General features: G+C 73.1%; 16 protein-coding genes and 1 pseudogene. 5 read left to right on the top strand and 12 right to left on the bottom strand.

Annotated features, from left to right (window positions below; translation table 11 throughout):
• Nucleotides 1-19 precede the first annotated feature (19 nt).
• Together gndA and ACZ6D7_RS20830 are read right to left on the bottom strand one after the other, a co-directional pair.
• On the bottom strand, nt 20-1,459 hold the full coding sequence (gndA, locus tag ACZ6D7_RS20835) for an NADP-dependent phosphogluconate dehydrogenase (RefSeq protein WP_469492423.1): 1,440 nt from the start codon (nt 1,457-1,459) through the stop codon (nt 20-22).
• A gap of 179 nt (nt 1,460-1,638) precedes the next feature.
• A complete protein-coding gene (locus ACZ6D7_RS20830; protein WP_469492420.1) occupies nt 1,639-2,145 on the bottom strand; it encodes a MarR family winged helix-turn-helix transcriptional regulator in 507 nt (168 codons plus the stop codon).
• A gap of 345 nt (nt 2,146-2,490) precedes the next feature.
• Here ACZ6D7_RS20830 and ACZ6D7_RS20825 point away from each other — a divergent pair, with 345 nt between their 5' ends.
• Together ACZ6D7_RS20825 and ACZ6D7_RS20820 are read left to right on the top strand one after the other, a co-directional pair.
• Nucleotides 2,491-2,667, top strand: a complete 177-nt coding sequence (locus ACZ6D7_RS20825) for a hypothetical protein (protein ID WP_469492417.1) — start codon at nt 2,491-2,493, stop codon at nt 2,665-2,667.
• A gap of 118 nt (nt 2,668-2,785) precedes the next feature.
• Nucleotides 2,786-4,423 (top strand): hypothetical protein, encoded by a 1,638-nt coding sequence (locus ACZ6D7_RS20820; protein WP_469492414.1) that lies wholly within the window; start codon nt 2,786-2,788, stop codon nt 4,421-4,423.
• 21 nt (nt 4,424-4,444) lie between these two features.
• Here the strand turns inward: ACZ6D7_RS20820 and ACZ6D7_RS20815 are convergent, their stop codons facing one another.
• Nucleotides 4,445-4,969, bottom strand: a complete 525-nt coding sequence (locus ACZ6D7_RS20815) for a hypothetical protein (protein WP_469492412.1) — start codon at nt 4,967-4,969, stop codon at nt 4,445-4,447.
• Between the two features lie 234 nt (nt 4,970-5,203).
• On the opposite strand from ACZ6D7_RS20815, the gene ACZ6D7_RS20810 reads away from it, so the two are divergent.
• Nucleotides 5,204-5,761 carry a hypothetical protein gene (locus tag ACZ6D7_RS20810; protein ID WP_469492409.1) on the top strand — a complete coding sequence of 186 codons (558 nt, stop codon included), beginning with the start codon at nt 5,204-5,206 and terminating at the stop codon, nt 5,759-5,761.
• Nucleotides 5,762-5,805: 44 nt separating this feature from the next.
• Nucleotides 5,806-6,203: pseudogene (locus ACZ6D7_RS20805) on the top strand (transposase family protein); the annotation flags it as partial.
• Between the two features lie 64 nt (nt 6,204-6,267).
• Here the strand turns inward: ACZ6D7_RS20805 and ACZ6D7_RS20800 are convergent.
• The 5 genes from ACZ6D7_RS20800 to ACZ6D7_RS20780 all read right to left on the bottom strand — a co-directional run bounded on the left by ACZ6D7_RS20800 (nt 6,268) and on the right by ACZ6D7_RS20780 (nt 12,149).
• Complete coding sequence (locus tag ACZ6D7_RS20800; protein WP_469492406.1) at nt 6,268-7,119, bottom strand: LLM class flavin-dependent oxidoreductase; 852 nt, start codon at nt 7,117-7,119, stop codon at nt 6,268-6,270.
• 301 nt (nt 7,120-7,420) lie between these two features.
• On the bottom strand, nt 7,421-8,482 hold the full coding sequence (locus tag ACZ6D7_RS20795; protein WP_469492403.1) for a hypothetical protein: 1,062 nt from the start codon (nt 8,480-8,482) through the stop codon (nt 7,421-7,423).
• Nucleotides 8,479-10,101 carry a hypothetical protein gene (locus tag ACZ6D7_RS20790; RefSeq protein WP_469492401.1) on the bottom strand — a complete coding sequence of 541 codons (1,623 nt, stop codon included), beginning with the start codon at nt 10,099-10,101 and terminating at the stop codon, nt 8,479-8,481. Before ACZ6D7_RS20790 ends, ACZ6D7_RS20795 begins: the two co-directional genes overlap by 4 nt.
• A 190-nt stretch (nt 10,102-10,291) precedes the next feature.
• Complete coding sequence (locus ACZ6D7_RS20785; protein ID WP_469493046.1) at nt 10,292-11,914, bottom strand: cellulase family glycosylhydrolase; 1,623 nt, start codon at nt 11,912-11,914, stop codon at nt 10,292-10,294.
• Between the two features lie 16 nt (nt 11,915-11,930).
• Nucleotides 11,931-12,149 carry a hypothetical protein gene (locus ACZ6D7_RS20780; protein ID WP_469493077.1) on the bottom strand — a complete coding sequence of 73 codons (219 nt, stop codon included), beginning with the start codon at nt 12,147-12,149 and terminating at the stop codon, nt 11,931-11,933.
• 188 nt (nt 12,150-12,337) lie between these two features.
• Between ACZ6D7_RS20780 and ACZ6D7_RS20775 the strand changes: the two genes are divergently transcribed.
• The gene (locus tag ACZ6D7_RS20775; protein ID WP_469492398.1) at nt 12,338-12,778 is read left to right on the top strand and encodes an Lrp/AsnC family transcriptional regulator; all 441 of its coding nucleotides are present in this window, start codon (nt 12,338-12,340) and stop codon (nt 12,776-12,778) included.
• Nucleotides 12,779-12,817: 39 nt separating this feature from the next.
• On the opposite strand, the gene ACZ6D7_RS20770 is transcribed toward ACZ6D7_RS20775, so the two are convergent.
• From ACZ6D7_RS20770 to ACZ6D7_RS20755, 4 genes are read right to left on the bottom strand one after another with little or no spacing between them, the layout of a single operon-like run.
• Complete coding sequence (locus ACZ6D7_RS20770; protein ID WP_469492396.1) at nt 12,818-13,390, bottom strand: Pycsar system effector family protein; 573 nt, start codon at nt 13,388-13,390, stop codon at nt 12,818-12,820.
• A gap of 36 nt (nt 13,391-13,426) precedes the next feature.
• A complete protein-coding gene (locus tag ACZ6D7_RS20765; protein WP_469492394.1) occupies nt 13,427-14,587 on the bottom strand; it encodes a hypothetical protein in 1,161 nt (386 codons plus the stop codon).
• A gap of 31 nt (nt 14,588-14,618) precedes the next feature.
• Nucleotides 14,619-16,994, bottom strand: coding sequence for a hypothetical protein (locus tag ACZ6D7_RS20760; RefSeq protein WP_469492391.1), 2,376 nt, complete (start codon nt 16,992-16,994; stop codon nt 14,619-14,621).
• On the bottom strand, nt 16,991-17,809 hold the full coding sequence (locus ACZ6D7_RS20755) for a nucleotidyl cyclase domain-containing protein (protein WP_469492389.1): 819 nt from the start codon (nt 17,807-17,809) through the stop codon (nt 16,991-16,993). Before ACZ6D7_RS20755 ends, ACZ6D7_RS20760 begins: the two co-directional genes overlap by 4 nt.
• Between the last annotated feature and the right edge of the window lie 63 nt (nt 17,810-17,872).

The following is a 17,872-nucleotide window of genomic DNA, read 5'->3' as shown; positions in this document are numbered from 1 at the left end:
CGTCCCCTCGGTGCGGCCGTCAGGCCGACGTCTCCGGGCGGCCGGGCTCGGCCCAGTGGGTGTGGAAGGCGCCGGGGCGGTCGGTACGGCCGTAGGTGTGGGCGCCGAAGTAGTCGCGCTGGCCCTGCAGGAGGGCGGCGGGCAGGCGCTCGGAGCGCAGGGTGTCGTAGTGGGCGAGGGCGGCGGAGAAGGCCGGGACCGGGATGCCCCGGCGGGCGGCCGAGGCGACCGTCTCGCGCCACGGCACCTGCGCGTCCGTGATCTCCATGGCGAACTCCATCTCGCCGAGCAGGCTGACCAGTTCCGGGTCGGCGGCGTACGCGGCGCGGATGCGGTCCAGGAAGGAGGCGCGGATGATGCAGCCGCCGCGCCAGATCCTGGCGACCGAGCCCAGGTCGATCTTCCAGCCGAACTCCGCGGCCGCGTCCTGGATCATCTTCCAGCCCTGGTCGTAGGCGATGACCTTCGACGCGTACAGGGCGTGCTCGACCTGCGAGGTGAAGCGGGCAGCCTCGGTACGGCTGAGCAGGGGGGTGGTGCCGCCGGGCAGTCCGGAGTATGCGGCGCGCAGTTCGCGCTGGCCGGAGGCGGCGCGGGCGAAGGTGGCCTGGGCGATGGCGGTGACCGGGGAGCCGAGGTCGAGGGCGGTCTGGACGGTCCAGCGGCCGGTGCCCTTCTGCCCGGCGGCGTCCGTCACGATGTCCACGAAGGCGAGACCGGTGGTGGCGTCGGTGTGGGCGAGCACCTCGGCGGTGATCTCGATCAGGTAGGAGCCGAGCCGACCCCGGTTCCACTCCTGGAAGACCTCGGCGATCTCGGCCGGGGTGTAGCCGGCGACCTGGCGGAGCAGGTCGTAGGCCTCGGCGATGAGCTGCATGTCGGCGTACTCGATGCCGTTGTGCACCATCTTGACGAAGTGTCCGGCGCCGTCGGTGCCGACGTGGGCGGCGCAGGACTCGCCGTCCACCTTCGCGCTGATGGAGTCGAACATCGGGCCGAGGACGTCGTATGACTCGCTCGAACCGCCGACCATGATCGACGGCCCGTTCAGGGCGCCCTCCTCGCCGCCGGAGACACCGGTGCCGACGAAGTGGATGCCGCGCTCGCGCAGCGCGGCCTCGCGGCGGCGGGTGTCGGCGAAGTGGGCGTTGCCGCCGTCGATGATCATGTCGCCGGGCTCCAGGAGCGGGGCGAACTCGTCGATGACGGCATCGGTGACCGGGCCCGCCTGCACCATGATCATCAGGCGGCGGGGGCGCTCGAGGGCGGCCACGAACTCCTCCGCCGTCTCGGCGGGGACGAACGTGCCCTCGTGGCCGAACTCCTCGACGAGCGCACGCGTGCGGCCTACGGAGCGGTTGTGGACGGCGACGGTGTGACCGTTGCGGGCGAAGTTGCGCGCGAGGTTGCGACCCATCACGCCGAGGCCGGTGACGCCGATGGCGGCGGTTGCGTTCACGAGGTACGTCCCTTGGATCGGTGGCGTGTTCGACAGTGGGGCGGAAAGCCCCGTACCCCCAGGTACGCGCCGTGGGCCGGTTCTTCTCGATGCCGTGCCCGACGATCTCCGGCAAACCATCCGGACGGCCGCTCAGGTGCCCGCGGGGCGCCGCCCGCCCACCACGCGCGCGGAGCTTCTCACCGGCGGCGCCAGGGCAGTACGGCCGGGTCGGCCTGGGTGCCCTCGGCGCGGTGCAGGGCGGCGCTGATCGCCTCGCCGATCTCGGCGAACTGTTCCACCTGCTCGTGAGTGAGGGCGTCGAACACGGCCCGGCGCACGGCCTCCACATGGCCGGGGGCGACCTCCTCCAGCAGGGCCTTGCCCTGGTCGGTGAGGACGGCGAGCTGACCGCGGCCGTCGGCGGGGTCCTCGCGGCGGTCGACCAGACCGACCTCGCGCAGCCGGTTGACCGCGTGCGTGAGCCGGCTGCGGGTGATCTTCAGGCGTTGGGCCAGCTCGGACATGCCGAGGGCGCCGTCGGGCGCGGACGAGAGGTAGGCCAGCAGGCTGTAGTCGGCGTGGGTCATCCCCGCGTCGCGCCGCAGCTGCCGGTTGAGGTAGTCGGCGAGCAGGGTGGAGAAGTCGACGTAGGCCAGCCAGGCCCGTCGTTCGTCGGCGGTGAGCCAGCGGGGCGTCGTGGACATGGGCACACACTACCCAAAACCCTCTCCGTTTGAAATTTCAATCGCATCGCATAGCATCGGCGGACGTCGGATTGTTTTAACTATCAAACACATCCGCAGATCAAACGCGTCATCAACACGGACCTCCTGCGCACGAAAGGCAGCACACGCCATGAAGCACACGAGGAACCCCCGGAAGCTCACCGGGAAGCGGCGGCTCGGCATCGCCGTCGCCACCTCGCTGGCCGTCACGGCCGTCTCCGCGACCGCGATCGCCCAAACCGGCCGGCCACCGCGAGCGAGCAGGACCAGCTGGCGGCGCTCCACCGGGCGGCCAAGGCCGAGGGCGGCCGGGTCACGGTCTACATGGGCGGCGACGCGCCCGGTCAGTGGGACGGCCTGGCCGCCGCCTTCGAGCAGCGGTTCCCGGACGTGAAGCTCCACCTGGTCCGCTCCCAGGTCGAGCTGTACTTCGGCAAGGTCGAGGGCGCCGACCCCGGCGACCCGGACAACACCCTCGGGCGCACCCCCGGCGCGTTCTGAGCCGGGCGAAGCGGGAAGTCCGGGGCCTGCGGGCCGCGGACCCAGGCCGGGGGCGTCCCGGCCGAGGGCCGCCGCCGTCCCCGGCGGATTGTCAGTGGTGCGTGCCAGGATCGGTCGCATGCTCGCTCACGCCCTGCTGCCCCCGGAGCCAAGCCGGTCCGTCACGTACGCGCTGTGGGTCAAGTCCCATGACCCGGACGGGGAATCCGCCGCGCTCGCCGTCCTCGACGAGGTACGGGCGGCGGTGTCGTCGGCGTATCCGCGGCTGGGCCGCTGCCTGGACCGGCTCCAGCGGCGGGCGCGGGCGCTGCCGGCGGCCCATCTGCCGTGGTTCTGGGACACGGTGGGGCACCGGCTGAGCGGCTACCCGGGCCGTACGGCGGCGAAGGCGTACACGCTGGCCCGCAAGGCGGAGCAGGAACACGCGCTGCCCGTCGACCCCGGCTGGCGGCGGGCCAATGTGCTGCTGTTCGCGGGCGTGGGGGCGCTGCCCGTCAAGGAGCTGAGCGATCATCAGCGGTGGCTGTCCGGCCAGGTGGCGCCCGCCGAGGCGCACGAGGAGTACGTCCGGGTGCTCACGGCCTGGGCGGCGTCCCCGGGTGAGCTGCCCGCCGATCTGGCCCGCCGGGTCCGGTCCTCCACGCGCGCGGCCGGGCTGGACGGCGCCGAGGAGGCCCGGGTGCTGGGGCGGCTGCTGGGCTCCGCGCGCGGCAAGGCGGTCCCGGACGCCCTGCTGGAGGCGGCCACGGCCCCGCTGGCCGCGCATCCGCAGGACGCGGACGTACAGCGGGCGTTGCTGGACCTGTTCCCCGAGTCGCGCAACGACGCGGCGGCCTGGCTGCGGCTCCTGCTGCGCGCCGGTGTGGTCGACGCGGCGGGGGACGGACGGCTGACGCCCGAGGGAGGCCTCGGCGCCTGGCCGGTCGGCAGCCCGGCCGCGACGGGCGCGCGCCGGCTGTACGCGTGGCTGCGGGACCGGCTGGACGACCCCGCCACACTCGTCGAACTGGGCGCCCACCTCCCGGCCGTGATCGTCGCCGGGGATCCGGACTTCCGGCCGTACGAGGGGGTCGTACTGCCGTGCCCGCAGCCGCTGTGGGAGGGGCGTGCGCCGGTGGAATCGGTGGTCGACGACGGTCTGCTGGTCGTCGCCGTCCCGTCGGGGGAGGTCTTCCTGCGCCCGGCCGCACTGGCGGATCCGGAGCTGGTCGAGCGCGTCGTGGCCCGCTACGCGCGGCAGGAACTGACCTGGCTGCGGGAGCGCCTGGAGCGGGTCCGGGGGATGTTCGACGGGCTGGCCCGTATCGCCGACCGAGCCGCCACCGCGCCGGTGCCCGCGGGCGGGTACGAGGCCGATCCGGCGCTCAGCGCCCCGGCCGCGGTGGCCGAGCACGCCCGCCGGCTGGGCATCGGCACGGACGCCGCCGCCCTCCATCTCCAATTGCTGGCACTGGCCCGCCCCACGGACCGCAACATCCGCCGGTGGAACGGCTGGACGCCGGCCCGTCACAAGGCCGCCCAGGCGGAACTGGTGGACGCGGGCGCCGTCGAGACCGTCCGCCGCCCCCGGGCCGGCCGCACGGTGTTCGTCCCGGGGGCCTGGGAGGTGCTCGACGCTCCCCATCTGCCGCTGGAGAGCCACAAGTTGGCGGCCCATCTGGCCACCGTGTCGGCCAAGGTCGTCCTCGGCCCGTTCCCCCGGCTCCTCTCCCCCGTACCGCTCCATGAGCTGTTCGCCCGGGCCGCCCAGGAGTGACCTCACCGGGCGGTCGGGCCCTCACACGCCGTCGGGCGCGTTCCCTGGCTCCGGCTGGGGGCCGACCGCCCGGGGAGCGGGCCGACTGACCGGCACCTGGGTGAGCCGTGTGCGTTCGGGGTCGATGAAGTGGCGCGCCGTATTGATGAAATGCAGCCGCGCGGCCTCCATCCGGTCCCTGGCCTCGTCCCAAGCCTCCGCGTCGGCCCCGGTGTCCCGCACGAACCGGTCGCTGCAGGCCCAGAACACCTCGTCCACCCGGGCGGCGGCCTGCACCACGGCGGGATCGCCGACCAGCCAGACCGTCCCCAGGGCGACGTTCCACTGCACCCAGTCGACCGCGTCGCCGTGCTTCCAGGCGCGGTGCAGCGCGAGCTGGACGCGGGTCGACTCGGCCACGATCGCCGAGCACGCGGCGATCTGTTTGTCGCGCGCCCAGTGGGTGCGGTCGCTGCGGCTGGTGAGGAGCGAGCCGGCCACCACGCCGATCAGCGTGGCGGCCACCCCGCTCACGGTGGTGACGGTCGTGGCCCAGTCCATGGACATCCGGTCCCCCTTGCGGCTGCCATTTGGGACCTCTCTGCCCGCACCGGTCGTACGGGTATGCCCCGGGCCCTCCTCGGGCGCGGCGTTTCGGCCAGATGCGGTACGCCACGCACCGCATCTGGCGGAAGGAGAGCCGGTGCGGGAGCCAGGAGCTTTCTTACGGATCACCGGGCGGCTGACTCGATCTCCGGGCCTGCTCACTGCGGCCGACCTGTCACCTGCCACGATTCGCCGGTGAGCTATGACCTTGTTGTGTGGGACGGTGAGCGTCCACTGGACAACCACCAAGCGGGCTCCGTCTACGACGAGTTCTGTGCGCGCTACCTCGAGTCGGATGATGTCGTCGTGCCTCCGACACCGCGCATCGCTGCCTACATCGAGGCGCTCGTCGAGCGCTACCCCGACGACATCGACGGCAGTGCCGTATGGGCCTCGCCACCGGTCATCGACGAGGCCTCAGGGCGGGTGATGGCGGTCGTTCCTGGGTGGCAGTCTGGGACGATGAGACCCTGGAACACCTCCACCGAGGACGGCCTGCGGAAGCTGCTCAATGAGTGGGATCCGATCGGCGTCGCCGGCGATGTGCAGGACGAGTACGACTGCATGCTCGCCCCTCTGCTCCAGCGGCTCCGTTCCGGCGCCGACCAGACTGAGATCGGTGAGTTCCTGCGGCATGAGCTGGAAGATCACTTCGGTCTCGACCCTCTGGGCCTGAGGCCAGAAGCGATGGCCGTCCGGGTGATCGGCTGGTGGGCGCCGACCGGCCCCGCTGCTGACGTGGCCAGTGCATAGCCGGTCTCCCTTCCCATCGTCCGATCGTTGGTCTCGGTGTGCCGTTGACCGACGCGCAGGGGGGCGCGGATCGAGCCGTTACTCCAGAGCGGACACCGACGCGGGGTGGTCGGTGGCGCGATCACCGTGGGGTGATCGATGCCATCGCGTGGAAGTTCCGGACCGGTTCACCGGGGGTGCGCCTGCCCGAGCGGTACGGCAACTGGCGGGGCGTCGCATGCGGCCGGGGCCCGCAAAAGGGGGCCCCGGCGAACCGGGCGACCACGCCGTCGGCAGGTCCCGCGGCGGACTGGCCACGAAGATCCACCTCACAGCCGACGGCGCCTGCCGACCCCTGGCCTTCCATCTCAGCGGCGGACAGGCCGGCGACGGACCCGCCTTCCCGGACGTGATGGCCCGCCTCCGCGTTCCCCGCCCGCTCGGGCGGCCCCGGACCCGGCCAAGACCGCCGACGAGATCCTCGACGAAGCCGCTGCCTACTGCCGACGAATCTCCGACTCAGGGCCCTAGAACACCGCCTCGGTCAGGCGGTCCACCTGGTCGGGGTCGGGGGCCCAGCAGTACAGGACGACCTCGTCGGCGCCGATGTCGGTGAGGGCGGCGACGGCCTCGCGGATCCGGCGCGGGGTGGTGAGCAGGCCGTCCGCCATGTAGGGGGCGCGGCCGCTGAACTCGTAGTAGTCGAGGAGGTTGTGCCGCGCCCGGTCCTCGGTGGCCTGCGGGCCGAGGGCGACGCTGATCTGGGCGACCAGGCGCGGGCGGCCGGGGCGGTCGTGCCGCTCCCAGCTCTTCTCCACGTCACGGAAGAGGCCGCTGAGGTGCTTCGGGGGCAGGGCGGCGCCGAGGAAGCCGTCGCCGAAGCGGCCGACGCGTTCGAGGGCGGCCGGGGCGAAGCCGCCGAAGAGCACCTCGGGCCCACCGGGCGTGGCAGGTGCGGGGCCGATGGGTCCGACGCCGTCGCCGTAGGGCTCGCCGGCCCAGGTGCGGCGCAGCAGCCGCATCTGTTCGTCGAGGCGGCGGCCCCGCGCGTGGAGGTCGATGCCGGCGGCCAGGCAGTCGTCCTCGCGGCCGCCGACGCCGATGCCGAGCGTGAAACGGCCTCCGGAGAGGCGGTCGAGGGTCGCGGTCTGCTTGGCGAGGAGGGCGGTGTTGTGGACGGGCGCGATGAGCACCTCGGTCTGGACGCGGACGCGCGAGGTGGCGCCGGCGAGGGCGGCCAGGGTGACCAGGGGCTCGGGGTTGTGGAACACGAGCCGGTCCAGCAGACCGAGCGTGCTGAACGGGCCCGCGTCGGCGCGGCGGGCCCAGTGCAGCAGCAGGGCGGGGTCGTCGATGGGAAGGCCGAGGCCGATCTTCATGGGAGCAGTCCTCCGGAGGGCATGCGGACAGATCTGCCGCCCCTCCTGGCGCCGCGCGCGATGCGCGGGCTTGCTCCCGTTCTGCGGCTGTCGTTCGAGAGAGCGTGTTTCTCAGAGTGCCGTGACGCTAACGCGGACGGCCGGTACCGGGCAAACGATTTTCCCCAGGGAGCACACGGCTTTCCCGGGAGTGCGCGCTGTGGTCGCCGGGCTGGGTGCCGTAGACGCGTTTGAAGGCGTCGCTCCGTCCGAACGCGCTCCCGTAGCCGACCTGTCGGGCGTGTGGCACGACTGAGCGGCGTCAGCAGGTGAGTGTGCCGTCGGCAGCGGGTTCGCTCTCGCCGGGGCCGAGCAGGATCTGCTTGACCTTGCCGGTGTACGGGCCCACCGCGCCGTCGTCGGTCGCGCCGTCGGAGTAGTAGACGCCGTGCGCCCAGGGGCCGGTGTCGCCGGACACGTCGGCCAGTACCTCCTCCAGCCGCTCCGTCAGGAAGTCGACGGTCAGGCAACCGCCCTCCAGTGGCGACCAGTCGGGGTTGGTCCCCTCCCTCTTGTGGGAGACGGAGGCGTCCGAGGGGAGCAGGGAGAACACGGCCTGCCGGGCGCGGTCGGTGTCGACCGGTGCGGCGAACACGACGTCCAGGGCGACGAAGCGCTGCTTGGCCCGGGCCGTGGGGACCTCGGCGCACACCACCGCGTCCCGCGCGATCCGGTAGGCGAGCGGCTTGCCCAGCGGCTGTCCGGTCTGCGCGGCGCACTCCTTCGTCCAGGAGACGCGCTGGTAACGCCGTTCCCACCAGGACTGGGTGGAGCCGAGACCCCGGCCGCCGCGGTCGTCCTCGGCGGGCCCGTCCAGTGTCCGGGCGGGAAGCGGGTCCTCCTCGAGCGGGGCGACGTGCGGGCAGAACTCGGTCCGCAGGAAGTCCGCCATCGCGGCCGCCTGTTCCTCGGTCGCACCGGCCGCGATGTCCGAGTTCTGGATGCCGTCCCAACTGCGATGGCCGACGGCCACGTTGCGGCAGGTGTCGACCTGGAGGGCGGCCAGCCCGCGGCGCTGTTCGAGGCCGGTCTCGACGCCCTCGCCGAGGCCGTAGCTGTTGGCGTCGCCGATGTCGCCGAGGCGGTCGACCAGTGCGTCGTCCACACCGGCGGCTTCGAGGACGTCCTCGACGGAGGTGTCCTGCGCCTGCTCGGCCTCCGGCTCGCTCTCCTCCGGGGACACCGGGGAGCCCGGGGTGGCCGGGGAATCCGACGAGGCCGCGGCGCGCTCGGAGGAGGGCTCGGACTCGCCGGCGCAGCCGCCGGCGGCCAGGGCGGCGAGGATGAGCAGCGCGACGGCGGCCGCGGTTCTGCGGGCTCTCACTTCACTTTCCCTTTCGTGGACTTCTTCGTCCGCCTTCCCGTCGACGCGGCGTTCTCGAAGCCGGGCAGGGGACGCGCACCGCTCAGGCTGCTGCCCTTGGACTTGGCCCTGGACTTGGACTTGGCCGTGGGGGTGGCCTTGGGGGTCGCCTTGGGCGTGGGCTTGCCCTGGGACACCCCGGCGGTCTTCGCCCGCCGTTTCCGCTTGGGCTTCGAGGAGCCGGCCGGCCGGCCGCGCAGCCAACGCCCGGTGAGTTCCAGTTCCTCGGACAGCCGGCGGCGCTGCGGCTCGGGCAGCCGCGACAGCACCCTCTGGCCTTCCTTCAGCAGCTGCGCGGCACTCCCCCGGTCCTGTCGCTGCCGGGCGGCGGCAAGGGCGTGCCGGATCTCGGCGTCCTGTCGCTGCGCGGGACGCCGTACGGCACCACCCTTCACATGGACGATGGTCCGGTGCCGCGGCGGCTCCGCGCCCTGTACGGCGATCTGGCCGTCGTCCGTGAGCGGCAGCCGGGGCGGAGCGGTGCGCGACGGGACGCCGTGGACGGCGAACGCGCGGTCCGCCTCCCGCTGGCACCACCGCTTGAGCACCCCCGCCGTGGCCGGGGCGCCGCACCCGAGCGCGGCGACGACGTCCGCCACATAGGGCGGCGGGTCGCCCTCCCCGGTCCGCAGCAGCGCCGACAGCAGCGGGGCGCCCTCGGTGTCGGCGGCCCGTTCCACGGCGACCAGGAGACGGATCCGGGACGGGACGGACAGCTCCGGCAGGTCACCGCCGGCGGCCCGGGCGAGCGCCTCCCAGGTGGGGCGGGTGCGCAGCCGCGCGGCGTCGGTCAGCGCCTCGCGCACGGCAATCACCCGCTCCTCGGGGGACCGCGGCCCGGGTGTGGCCGCGACGGGGGCGGTGGGGTGCGGGGCGCTTCGGCGGGGCCGGCGTTCCGCGCCCGGCACCGCCAGCCCTTCGGGGGTCATCGCGCAGGCGTCGAGCGGCACCCAGTCGGTGCTGCGCCGGGGGTCCTCCGCCCGCAGCCGGATCCGGCGCACGGCACCGAACGTCTCGAAGCGGAAGCGGAGCACGTGTCCCTGCTCGTCGTACAGCTCCTCGACGGTGTCCGGGTGGGCCGTGCCCGGGCCGAACACCCAGTCGAGGGTGGACGATTCACCGGTCAGCCGGTCGCGGGTGCGACGCCAGTCGGGGTGCGGGAGCCTGCTGAACTGGAAGCGGACGTGCTGCCGGGACTCGCGGACCCGGAAGTCCACCACGTCCCCGGGTCCGGACCCCAGGTCGTGGGAGCTGACGCGCCCCTTCAGCCGGTGCCGGCCGGCCCAGGCCGCGAGGTCGTCCCGGATGAAGAGGTGGTCGGCGCTGTCCGCGCCGGTCGCCGTGCGGTGGCAGGAGGTGTGCGGGTGGTGCGCGAAGTGGCAGACCTTGCCCCGGTACAGCCGGTCCGCCAGCTCGTGGCCGCAGCCGCCGAGCCGCGTTCCGCAGAAGTAGGTGTACGTGGGATGGCGGCGCCGCCAGCGGGCGAGGTCGTCGGCATCCGTCGGCAGGACGATCGCGCGGACGGAGCCCGGTCCGCCGATCACCGCGGTCTGCACGAGTCGGCTGTCCGCAGTGCTCATGACTCCCCCGAGGCCACGCCCACCCTGCCGCGCGCGACAGGGCCCGTTCTTGATCGCGATCAGTATGCGATCCCCTGCCCCACCTTCACAAGATGTTCACGGTTGTACCTTTGGTGATCGCGCCGTTCGGTCGGCCGGCGGAGGTGACGGCTCCGCCGGCCGACCGGGTGACGGCACCCGGTCCGGTCGGTCAACCGGCGGCGCAGACCGTGCCGTTGAGGGTGAAGGCGGCCGGTGCGGTGTTGGTGGCGCCCTTGCTGCCGATGAAACCGACGGTCACCGAGCCGCCGGCCGGGATGGTGGAGGTGTAGGAGGCGGGGGCGACGCTCACCGTGCCGCCGCTCTGGGTCGCGGTCCCGCCCCACATGTTGGTGACGGTCTGGCCGTCGGCGAAGGCGAAGACCAGCTTCCAGCCGCTGATGGCGGCGGTGCCGGTGTTGCGCAGGGTGATGTCGCCCTGGAAGCCGCCGGGCCACTCGCCCACCACGCGGTAGCCGACCGAGCAGGGCGTGGCGGGCGCGCCGGCCGTGGTGACGTTCACCGTGCCCGAGCGGGCCGAGCGGTTCCCGGCGGCGTCCCGGGCGTAGACGGCGAAGGTGTAGGCCGTGCCGGCGGTGAGACCGGACACGGTGACGGTGTTGGTGGTGGACGCGGCGGCGGCCGCCTCCGAGCCGCCGCTGATCTTGACGACGTCGTACCCGGCGACGCCGACGTTGTCGGTGGCGGCGCTCCAGCCAAGGGTGGCGGAGGTGGCCGTCACCGCGGAGGCCGTGGGGGTGCCGGGGGTGGACGGCGCCTGGGTGTCACCGGGGGTGCCGCCGCCGTAGACGGTGGCCTCCTCGGCGGTCTGGGCGATGCCGTTGGCGCCGTTGAAGATGCGCTGGCCCCAGGAGCTGAGGCGGCTGGGGTCGAAGTCGATCGCCAGGTCGAGGACCGGGTCGGTGTTGCCGCTCCAGGACCAGGCCAGATAGCCCAGCTTCAACTGCTGGGCGGTGGCCATCATCGTGTCCTCGTCGGGGTCGCCCCACTGGTCGGCGGGCCCGCCGAACTCACCGATCAGGATGGGCAGTTCGGCACTGACGAAGGCGTTGAGGTAGTCGGTGATCTCCGCCGCGGTGTCGAAGACGCTGTACATGTGGATCGAGAAGATCAGGTTGCCGGTGGGGTCGGCGGCGTACACGGACCGGGCATTGGCCCGCATGACACCCTGCCAGTCCTGGCCCCAGTTGGGCGCGTCCACCATGATCGTGTGCGCGAGGCCGGCGTCGCGCAGCTTCTTGACCGCGGCGATGGTGGGGGCGGTCCAGCCCTCGGGGTTCGTGTTGCCCCAGGGCTCGTTGCCGATGTTGACGACGACGTAGTTCTCCTGGCCGGCGAGTACGTCCTTCAGGCCGATCCAGTAGTCGGCGGCCTGGTCGAGCGTGCCGGCGGCGGCCTCCTCGCCGTAGCCGGTGGTGTCGTGCACCTCCAGGACGCAGATGAGCCGGTTGGCCTTGCACTGGCCGATCACATTCGCCACGTCCGAGGGGCTGTTGGCGCTCCACCGGTGGCCGTCGGCGAGGACGACCCGGACGGCGTTGGCGCCCAGCGCCTTGATGTCGGCGAGCGACTGCGTCTCGCCCGGGTACCAGGTGTGGGCGTGGTTCACGCCCCGCATCACGAAGTCGTTCCCGTCGCCTTCGAGCAGCCGGCCGTCGCTGATGTGCAGACCGGTGGCGGCGAGATCGTCGGCCGCCGGCCGGGCCTGGGCGGCGGCCGGGGACAGGACACCGAGGGCGACGAGCCCCAGGAGGACGGCCAGTCTGACCAACAGGGCGCCGTAGGAAGGGCTACGGCCTGTCGTGCTTGTTGTCGCGCCTGCGGTCGTGTTCCCTGCCGTGGTTCTCGTCGTGTTCCCTGCCGTGCTTCTCGTCGTGTTTCCTGCCGTGCTTCTCGTCGTGTTTCCTGCCGTGGTTCTCGTCGTGCTTCTTGTCGTTCTCACTGCGACTCCAGGGAGTGAGGCCAAGAAACGGTGGGGGGAGTTCCGGTGCACGATGGTGCGCGAGCACCTGTGGAAACATCTGTGGGAGCGCTCCCATAAAGCCATCGCGTCAAGTACACGTCAAGACATCGCGCAACGCGGTCCAGGGAACCGGCGAATGCCGCCAGGGACAGGACGGGGGTGAGCCACCGGGGCAGCCCGGCCATGTGGCTGCGAAGATTGCGCGCCTCATGTCCTGTGGTGCAACTTTCCGCCATGGACGCGATCGACAGAGCAATCATTGCCGAGCTGGAGCGGGACGGGCGGCTGACCAACCTGGAGCTGGCGCAGCGGGTCGGGCTCACCATCGGGCCCTGTCTGCGGCGCGTCCAGCGACTGGAGGCCGACGGGGCGATCCGGGGGTACCGCGCGGTGATCGACCCGGTGGCCCGGGGGCGAGCCTTCGAGGTGCTGATCGACCTCAGTCTGGAAGCGCAGGACGCGGAGACCGTCGAGCGCTTCGAGCAGACTCTGGCCGAGGCCGAGGAGGTGCTGGAGCTGCGGAGGCTGTTCGGCACCCCCGACTACTTCGTGCGCGTGGCCGTGGCCGATCTGGCCGCGTACGAGGCGTTCCTGAGCGGGCGCGTCATGACGGTCCCGCGGACCAAGAACGTCACCTCGCACTTCACGATGAAGACCGTCAAGCCCGCGCCGTAGGGGGCCCGCATGGTGCGGACCCGCACGGGGCGCACCCGTTCAGCGCAGTGTCGTCGCGACCGCCGCTCCCCCGGCCGCCAGGAAGGCCACGGCCCAGCGCATCCAGCGGTACTTGGCCGCGAGGATCGCCCCGAGCACGCGGGCCTGCTCCAGCATCCAGCGGGCGGGATCTCGTCCGGCGGCGAGCACGGCCGTCGCCAGTTCGTCGGGGCCGGCCTCGGCGTGGAGCGTGGCCACGGAGGGACCGGGACCTCCGGCACCGGCCCCCGGACGTCGCCACAGCCTGCCAGGGGTCCGGACGCGCGGCAGGATCACCACCGTCAGCATCGCGATGCCCGCGCACCAGAGCCCGACGCCCACCGCGCCCACCGGTCCCGAACCCCGGGGCCCCCCGTACCCGGCCGACACGACGAGAGCGGACAGGGCGACGACGCCCGAGAGCAGCACCGACGCCTTGGTGTCGGCCCGGGCGACCTCCTCGCGCACCCACGTGAGCAGCCGCTCCGCGACGAACCGGGGGCCGGGCTCGGACAGCGACACGGGTGCCGGACCGGGCCCGGTGGGACCACTGGGCCCGATGGTCCGCCGCCGAAACGGCTCGGCATCCGCCATCGCCACGCCTCCTCCCTTCCTTCCCCTGTCCTTCCCTCAGGTCCGTGAGCCGTCGGTCGGGGTGGTGGAGTTGGCGGCGGCGTCCGTACCGTCCTCCTGCTCCCAGAAGAGGCTGCGCCGGGGCGTCGAACCGTTGAGCACCTGCGGGCGCGGGTCGGCGGTCGCCCGGCGCATGCCCGATCGCAGGAACTCGACCACCACCATGGCCTGGTCGCCCAGTTCCCAGCGCTCCAGCAGTCCGCCGTTGATCAGCCGGGACATCAGCTCCATGACGTCCTGGCGCTCCTCCCGCTGCTCCGTGCGGAACATCTGGCGGATCTCCTGGAGGTCCTCGGGGTTGCGGGCCATCATCTGCGCCATGACGGCGTGGTCGCCGCCGTCCATCGCGTGCTGGAACTCGCGGGTCCAGATACGGATCAGCTCCCGCTTGCTCTCGTCCCGGCCGAGGCTCTCGCCGTGGTCCTGGATGAGCTTGTCCGACGAGATCGTCACGAACACGTCCAGTTCCAGTCCGAAGGGGACGCCCAGGTCATGGCCGGTCAGCGCCGCGTGGACCGCGTCGCGGACCTCCTCGGCGCGGCGGATGGAGTAGCCGCGGGAGACATCGCGCAGCCGCTGCTCCAGTTCGGGCAGGAGCAGCGCGGCGACGTCGGAGACCTGGCTCCGCGCCACCAGGAAGGGGTCGGCCACCTGCCAGCGGACGCGGATCGCCGTGGGGAAGGACCGGCCGGTCTCCGCCGCGGGCAGCTGGGCCTCGAACGCCACGGTGTGCCAGCCCAGTTGCAGCTCGAAGGCGGCGAGGGGGCGCGGAAGCCAGCGCAGCAGCCACCCGCTGAGCACCCGGCGCGCCAGCGGGCCCTCCTCCCCCTCGGGCCGGACGGCCCGGGGCCGTCGGTGGCGGTAGTAGAGCACGGCCGCGACCTGCGCGCTGCTGTGCCGGTACGGCCAGGCCGGGCGGTACTCACGGACGAACGGTCCGGCCAACTCCTGCGACGGCAAGGGAAGTTCGGCAGGACGGCGGGACGGGTCGGGTGTCCAGGCGGAGGCCGGGCGCAGGGCCGGGGCGGGGCCCCGCTGCGGCAGGGAGGCATGCGGGGACACCGGAGGCTGCGGCGGCGCGGGGTGCAGGGGACTGGGGCTGGGGCTGGGGCTGGGGCTGGAGCCATTGCTGTCGTGCGACGCGTTGTGGGTGTTCATCTCTCTCCGTCCTCTCGGCGGCAGGCGCAACTCACCGGCGGGACTCGTCCGGCTGCCTGATCACGGTCGGGTGCCCGGCCGCCGCGTCCGGCGGCCGCTCGGGGATCGCCTCGCGCAACCGTCGTACGGTGGCGGGGGCCAGGGACTCGTCGGGGTCGCGCTCCAGCCGGCGCACCAGGTTGCGCAGCCGCTCGGCGTCCGCCACGGAGGTCACCAGGCGCGGCAGGAAGCCGCAGAGCGCGTCCAGCAGGGGCGGCTCCTCCTCGGCGCGGCGGATCCACTCGCTCAGGGAGATCTCCAGTTCCTCCCGCCACCGGGCGGTGTCGAGGCCGCACCACACCAGGTCCGCCATCATCCGGGTGTCCTCCGGGCGCACGGTGAGCAGCGCGGCGATCAGCGGCCGGCTCCCGTAGCGCTGGAGTCCCGGCGCGTCCTCCAGGTTCCACAGATGCGAGGTGCGCTGCCAGACCAGCCGGTCAACCGTGAACAGGGCCAGGTTGCGGCGGTTCTGCCGGCGGTCGCCCATCCAGGCGCCCAGGCGCCGCAGCACCGTGCCCGGTTCGGTGCCGGCGAGCAGACGGGCCACGCTGAAGGAGGCGCCGGGCAGCAGCTCCAGCTCCTCGCGCTCCTCCCGGCCGGCCAGCCGGCCCAGGGCGTCCAGGCTCGCGGAGACCGACCGTTCCACCGTGCCGAAGCCGTGGACCAGGGCGGCCGTGACGGACTCGGCCTCGCCGCCGATGCGCGCCCAACCGCGTACCAGGTCCCGTACGACGCGGCGCACGCCCTCGTCGAGGGCCGCCGCGTGGGCGAGCGCGGTGGCGGCGGCCATCCGCTGCTGGACGGAGTCGGAGAACGCCATCGGGAACAGGACGTCCTCCAGGACGAAGGAGAAGTCGCGCGTGCCCAGCGTTCCGGCCGTGATGGCCGCCGGGATCCACACCATCGGCCGGTCGTCGTCGCACTGGGTGCGCAGCCAACGGCACAGCGGGCCCCGGGCGTTGTGGTACTCGTCCCAGACGTGGGAGAGCACCGCCCAGGACAGGGCACGGCCCTGGAGCCGCACCTTGCGGGTCGCCAGCTCCCGGTCGTCGAACGTGACGTCACCGGTGAACAGTTCGGCGCGCGCGGCCGCGAGCCGGGCCTGGAGGTGGTCGTTGAACAGCGCCCGCCCCGGTACGCGTTCGGGGTGCGCGGTCTGCGCGAACTCCCAGGCCAGCTGTTCCGCCGCCTCGGCGGCCACGCTGTAGGGAGAGCCGTTGTAGACGGAGACCGCCGTGCGGAACGCCGCCTGCCGGACGGCCGGCGCGGGCGCGTCCCGACGGCGCGGCACGGCCCGTCCGGCGGTGTCGAACCATGCCTGTGCCTGCCGGTGGGAGAACAGCCGCAGCTCGGCGAGGAGTTCGTCCTCGGGCGTCTCGCCGCCGAGGTGGGCGACGAGCAGTCCGGCCAGGGTGCGCACCTCGTGCGGCCGGAGCCGGTCGAGGCCCATCGCCTTCACCACGTCGTCGCGCCGGGCAAGGGCCAGCGCCTGTTGCAGGCGGTCGTTCTCCGAGTGGCCCAGCAGGGCGACGAGGTGTCGGCGCAGCATGCCGTCGGCCGAGGCCGGCCGGCCCAGTCGGCCGTAGCGTCCGCGCAGCAGTTCGTCGGCGAAGCCGCCGACCCCGACGACGAGGACGGCGTACGCGTCGCGTCCGTCGAGCAGGCTGCTGAGCCGGTCCAGGTGCAGTTCGGCCGGGCGTTCGGCGATCCTGCGCCAATCCTCCTCGTCCCGTCGGTCCTCCCGCGCGCGCCGCTCGGCGGGCAGGAATTCGTCGCCGGTGATCTCGATGTAGTAGCCGTGGCCCTCCTGGAGGTCCGACTCGGTGATCCGGTCCAGTTCGGTGCTCGGGTCGATCCGTTCGACGCGGCCGCGGGTCACCTCGTCGAGCAGGGAGAGGGTGGTGTAGCCGCGACCGGTGCCCGGGTCGCCGCACAGCGCGAGCAGCCGCTGCCGTTCCAGGAGCGCCTTCAGGTCGGTGTATCCGGGCGGGGGCTCGAAGACCAGCCGCAGCCGCCGCAGTTCGTCCCGGGGTACGGCGCCGGAGACCAGGCGGGGAACGGCGGCGCCGGTGCCGTAGTAGTGGTGGTGGTCGCCCAGGTGCACGTCTCCCTGGCTGCCGTCGACGATCGCGCTGCGCCCGTGGACGTCGACGAAGTTGGCGCGTGCCTGCTGGACGGCGTCGTGCGCGCCGGCCTCCCGGCGGTCGCCGAGCGGACCGGCGCGCCCCGCACCCGGCCTGCCGTCGCCGGCCGACGTCTGCGGGCCGCCGCCGGCCGGGCCGCCACTGCCCGGACCGTCCCCCGCCGGACCTCCCCCGGCCGGGCCGCCACCGGCCGCCGGACCGCCGCCCTTCCCGCCCTCGCTCATCCGCGCCCGCCCCCTCGCGCGCCGTTCTCGTCGTCCCGCGTGTGGTGGACGCCGACGATGTCGCCGTGGACCTCGGCCCCGTCGATGATCTGGTTGGAGCCGTCGACGGTGATCCAGTACTTCGTGGGTGCGGGGCGCGGTCCGGGCCGCTCCGGCTGCCCGTCCTCGGGCACGCCCGCCACACCCGCCACGCCCACCGCCTCAGGACGTGTCGCCGGTTGCGGCGTCGGCAGTGGTGGCTCGGTGCGCCGGGGCACGTGGAACCAGGCCGTCTCGTCGGTCTCCTTGAGCCGTACCGGGCTCGGCCGGTAGTGCTCGGGCTCCACGAACCTGCCGCCCTCGGCGACCACCGTGCGGTAGAGGTGGTCGGACACCACGAAGACCAGATCGACGCTCTCGTCCGCGGCGAGGATCGCCCTGGCCGGCTCGCTGTCACAGAGCCGGCAGGTCAGGTCGACCGCCCGGCCGACCAGACCGCGGCCGTCGTCGGTCACCGGGCCCGCGTGCATCGCGATCCGGAACCGCAGCGGATCGCGAAGGCCCGCGTTGTGCTCGCGCAGGCCCTGGTGGACCTCCTCGAGCCACAGTCCCACCAGGGCCGTGGGCGGCACCTCCGGCGCCACGGCGGCCAGCAGCCCGTCGCCCCGGTCCTCCAGGTGCAGGTGGCCGCCCGTCACGCCCACCGCGTCGAAGGCCAGCCCGAAGATCTCGTACATACCGCTGCGCGAGCGGAGCCTGGCCCGCTGGTCCTGTCTTCCGGAGCCCTTGATGTCGGCGCTCACTACCAGTCGGTGCACGGCCTGACGACTGTTCATTCCTCCCCCTGAGAATGCTGGGTGCTGAGTTCTGGGTGCTGAGTTCTGGGTGCTGAGTTCTGA

It is taken from the genome of Streptomyces sp. NPDC041784 (assembly GCF_055591025.1).
This window is presented reverse-complemented; position numbering and strand designations above follow the sequence as displayed.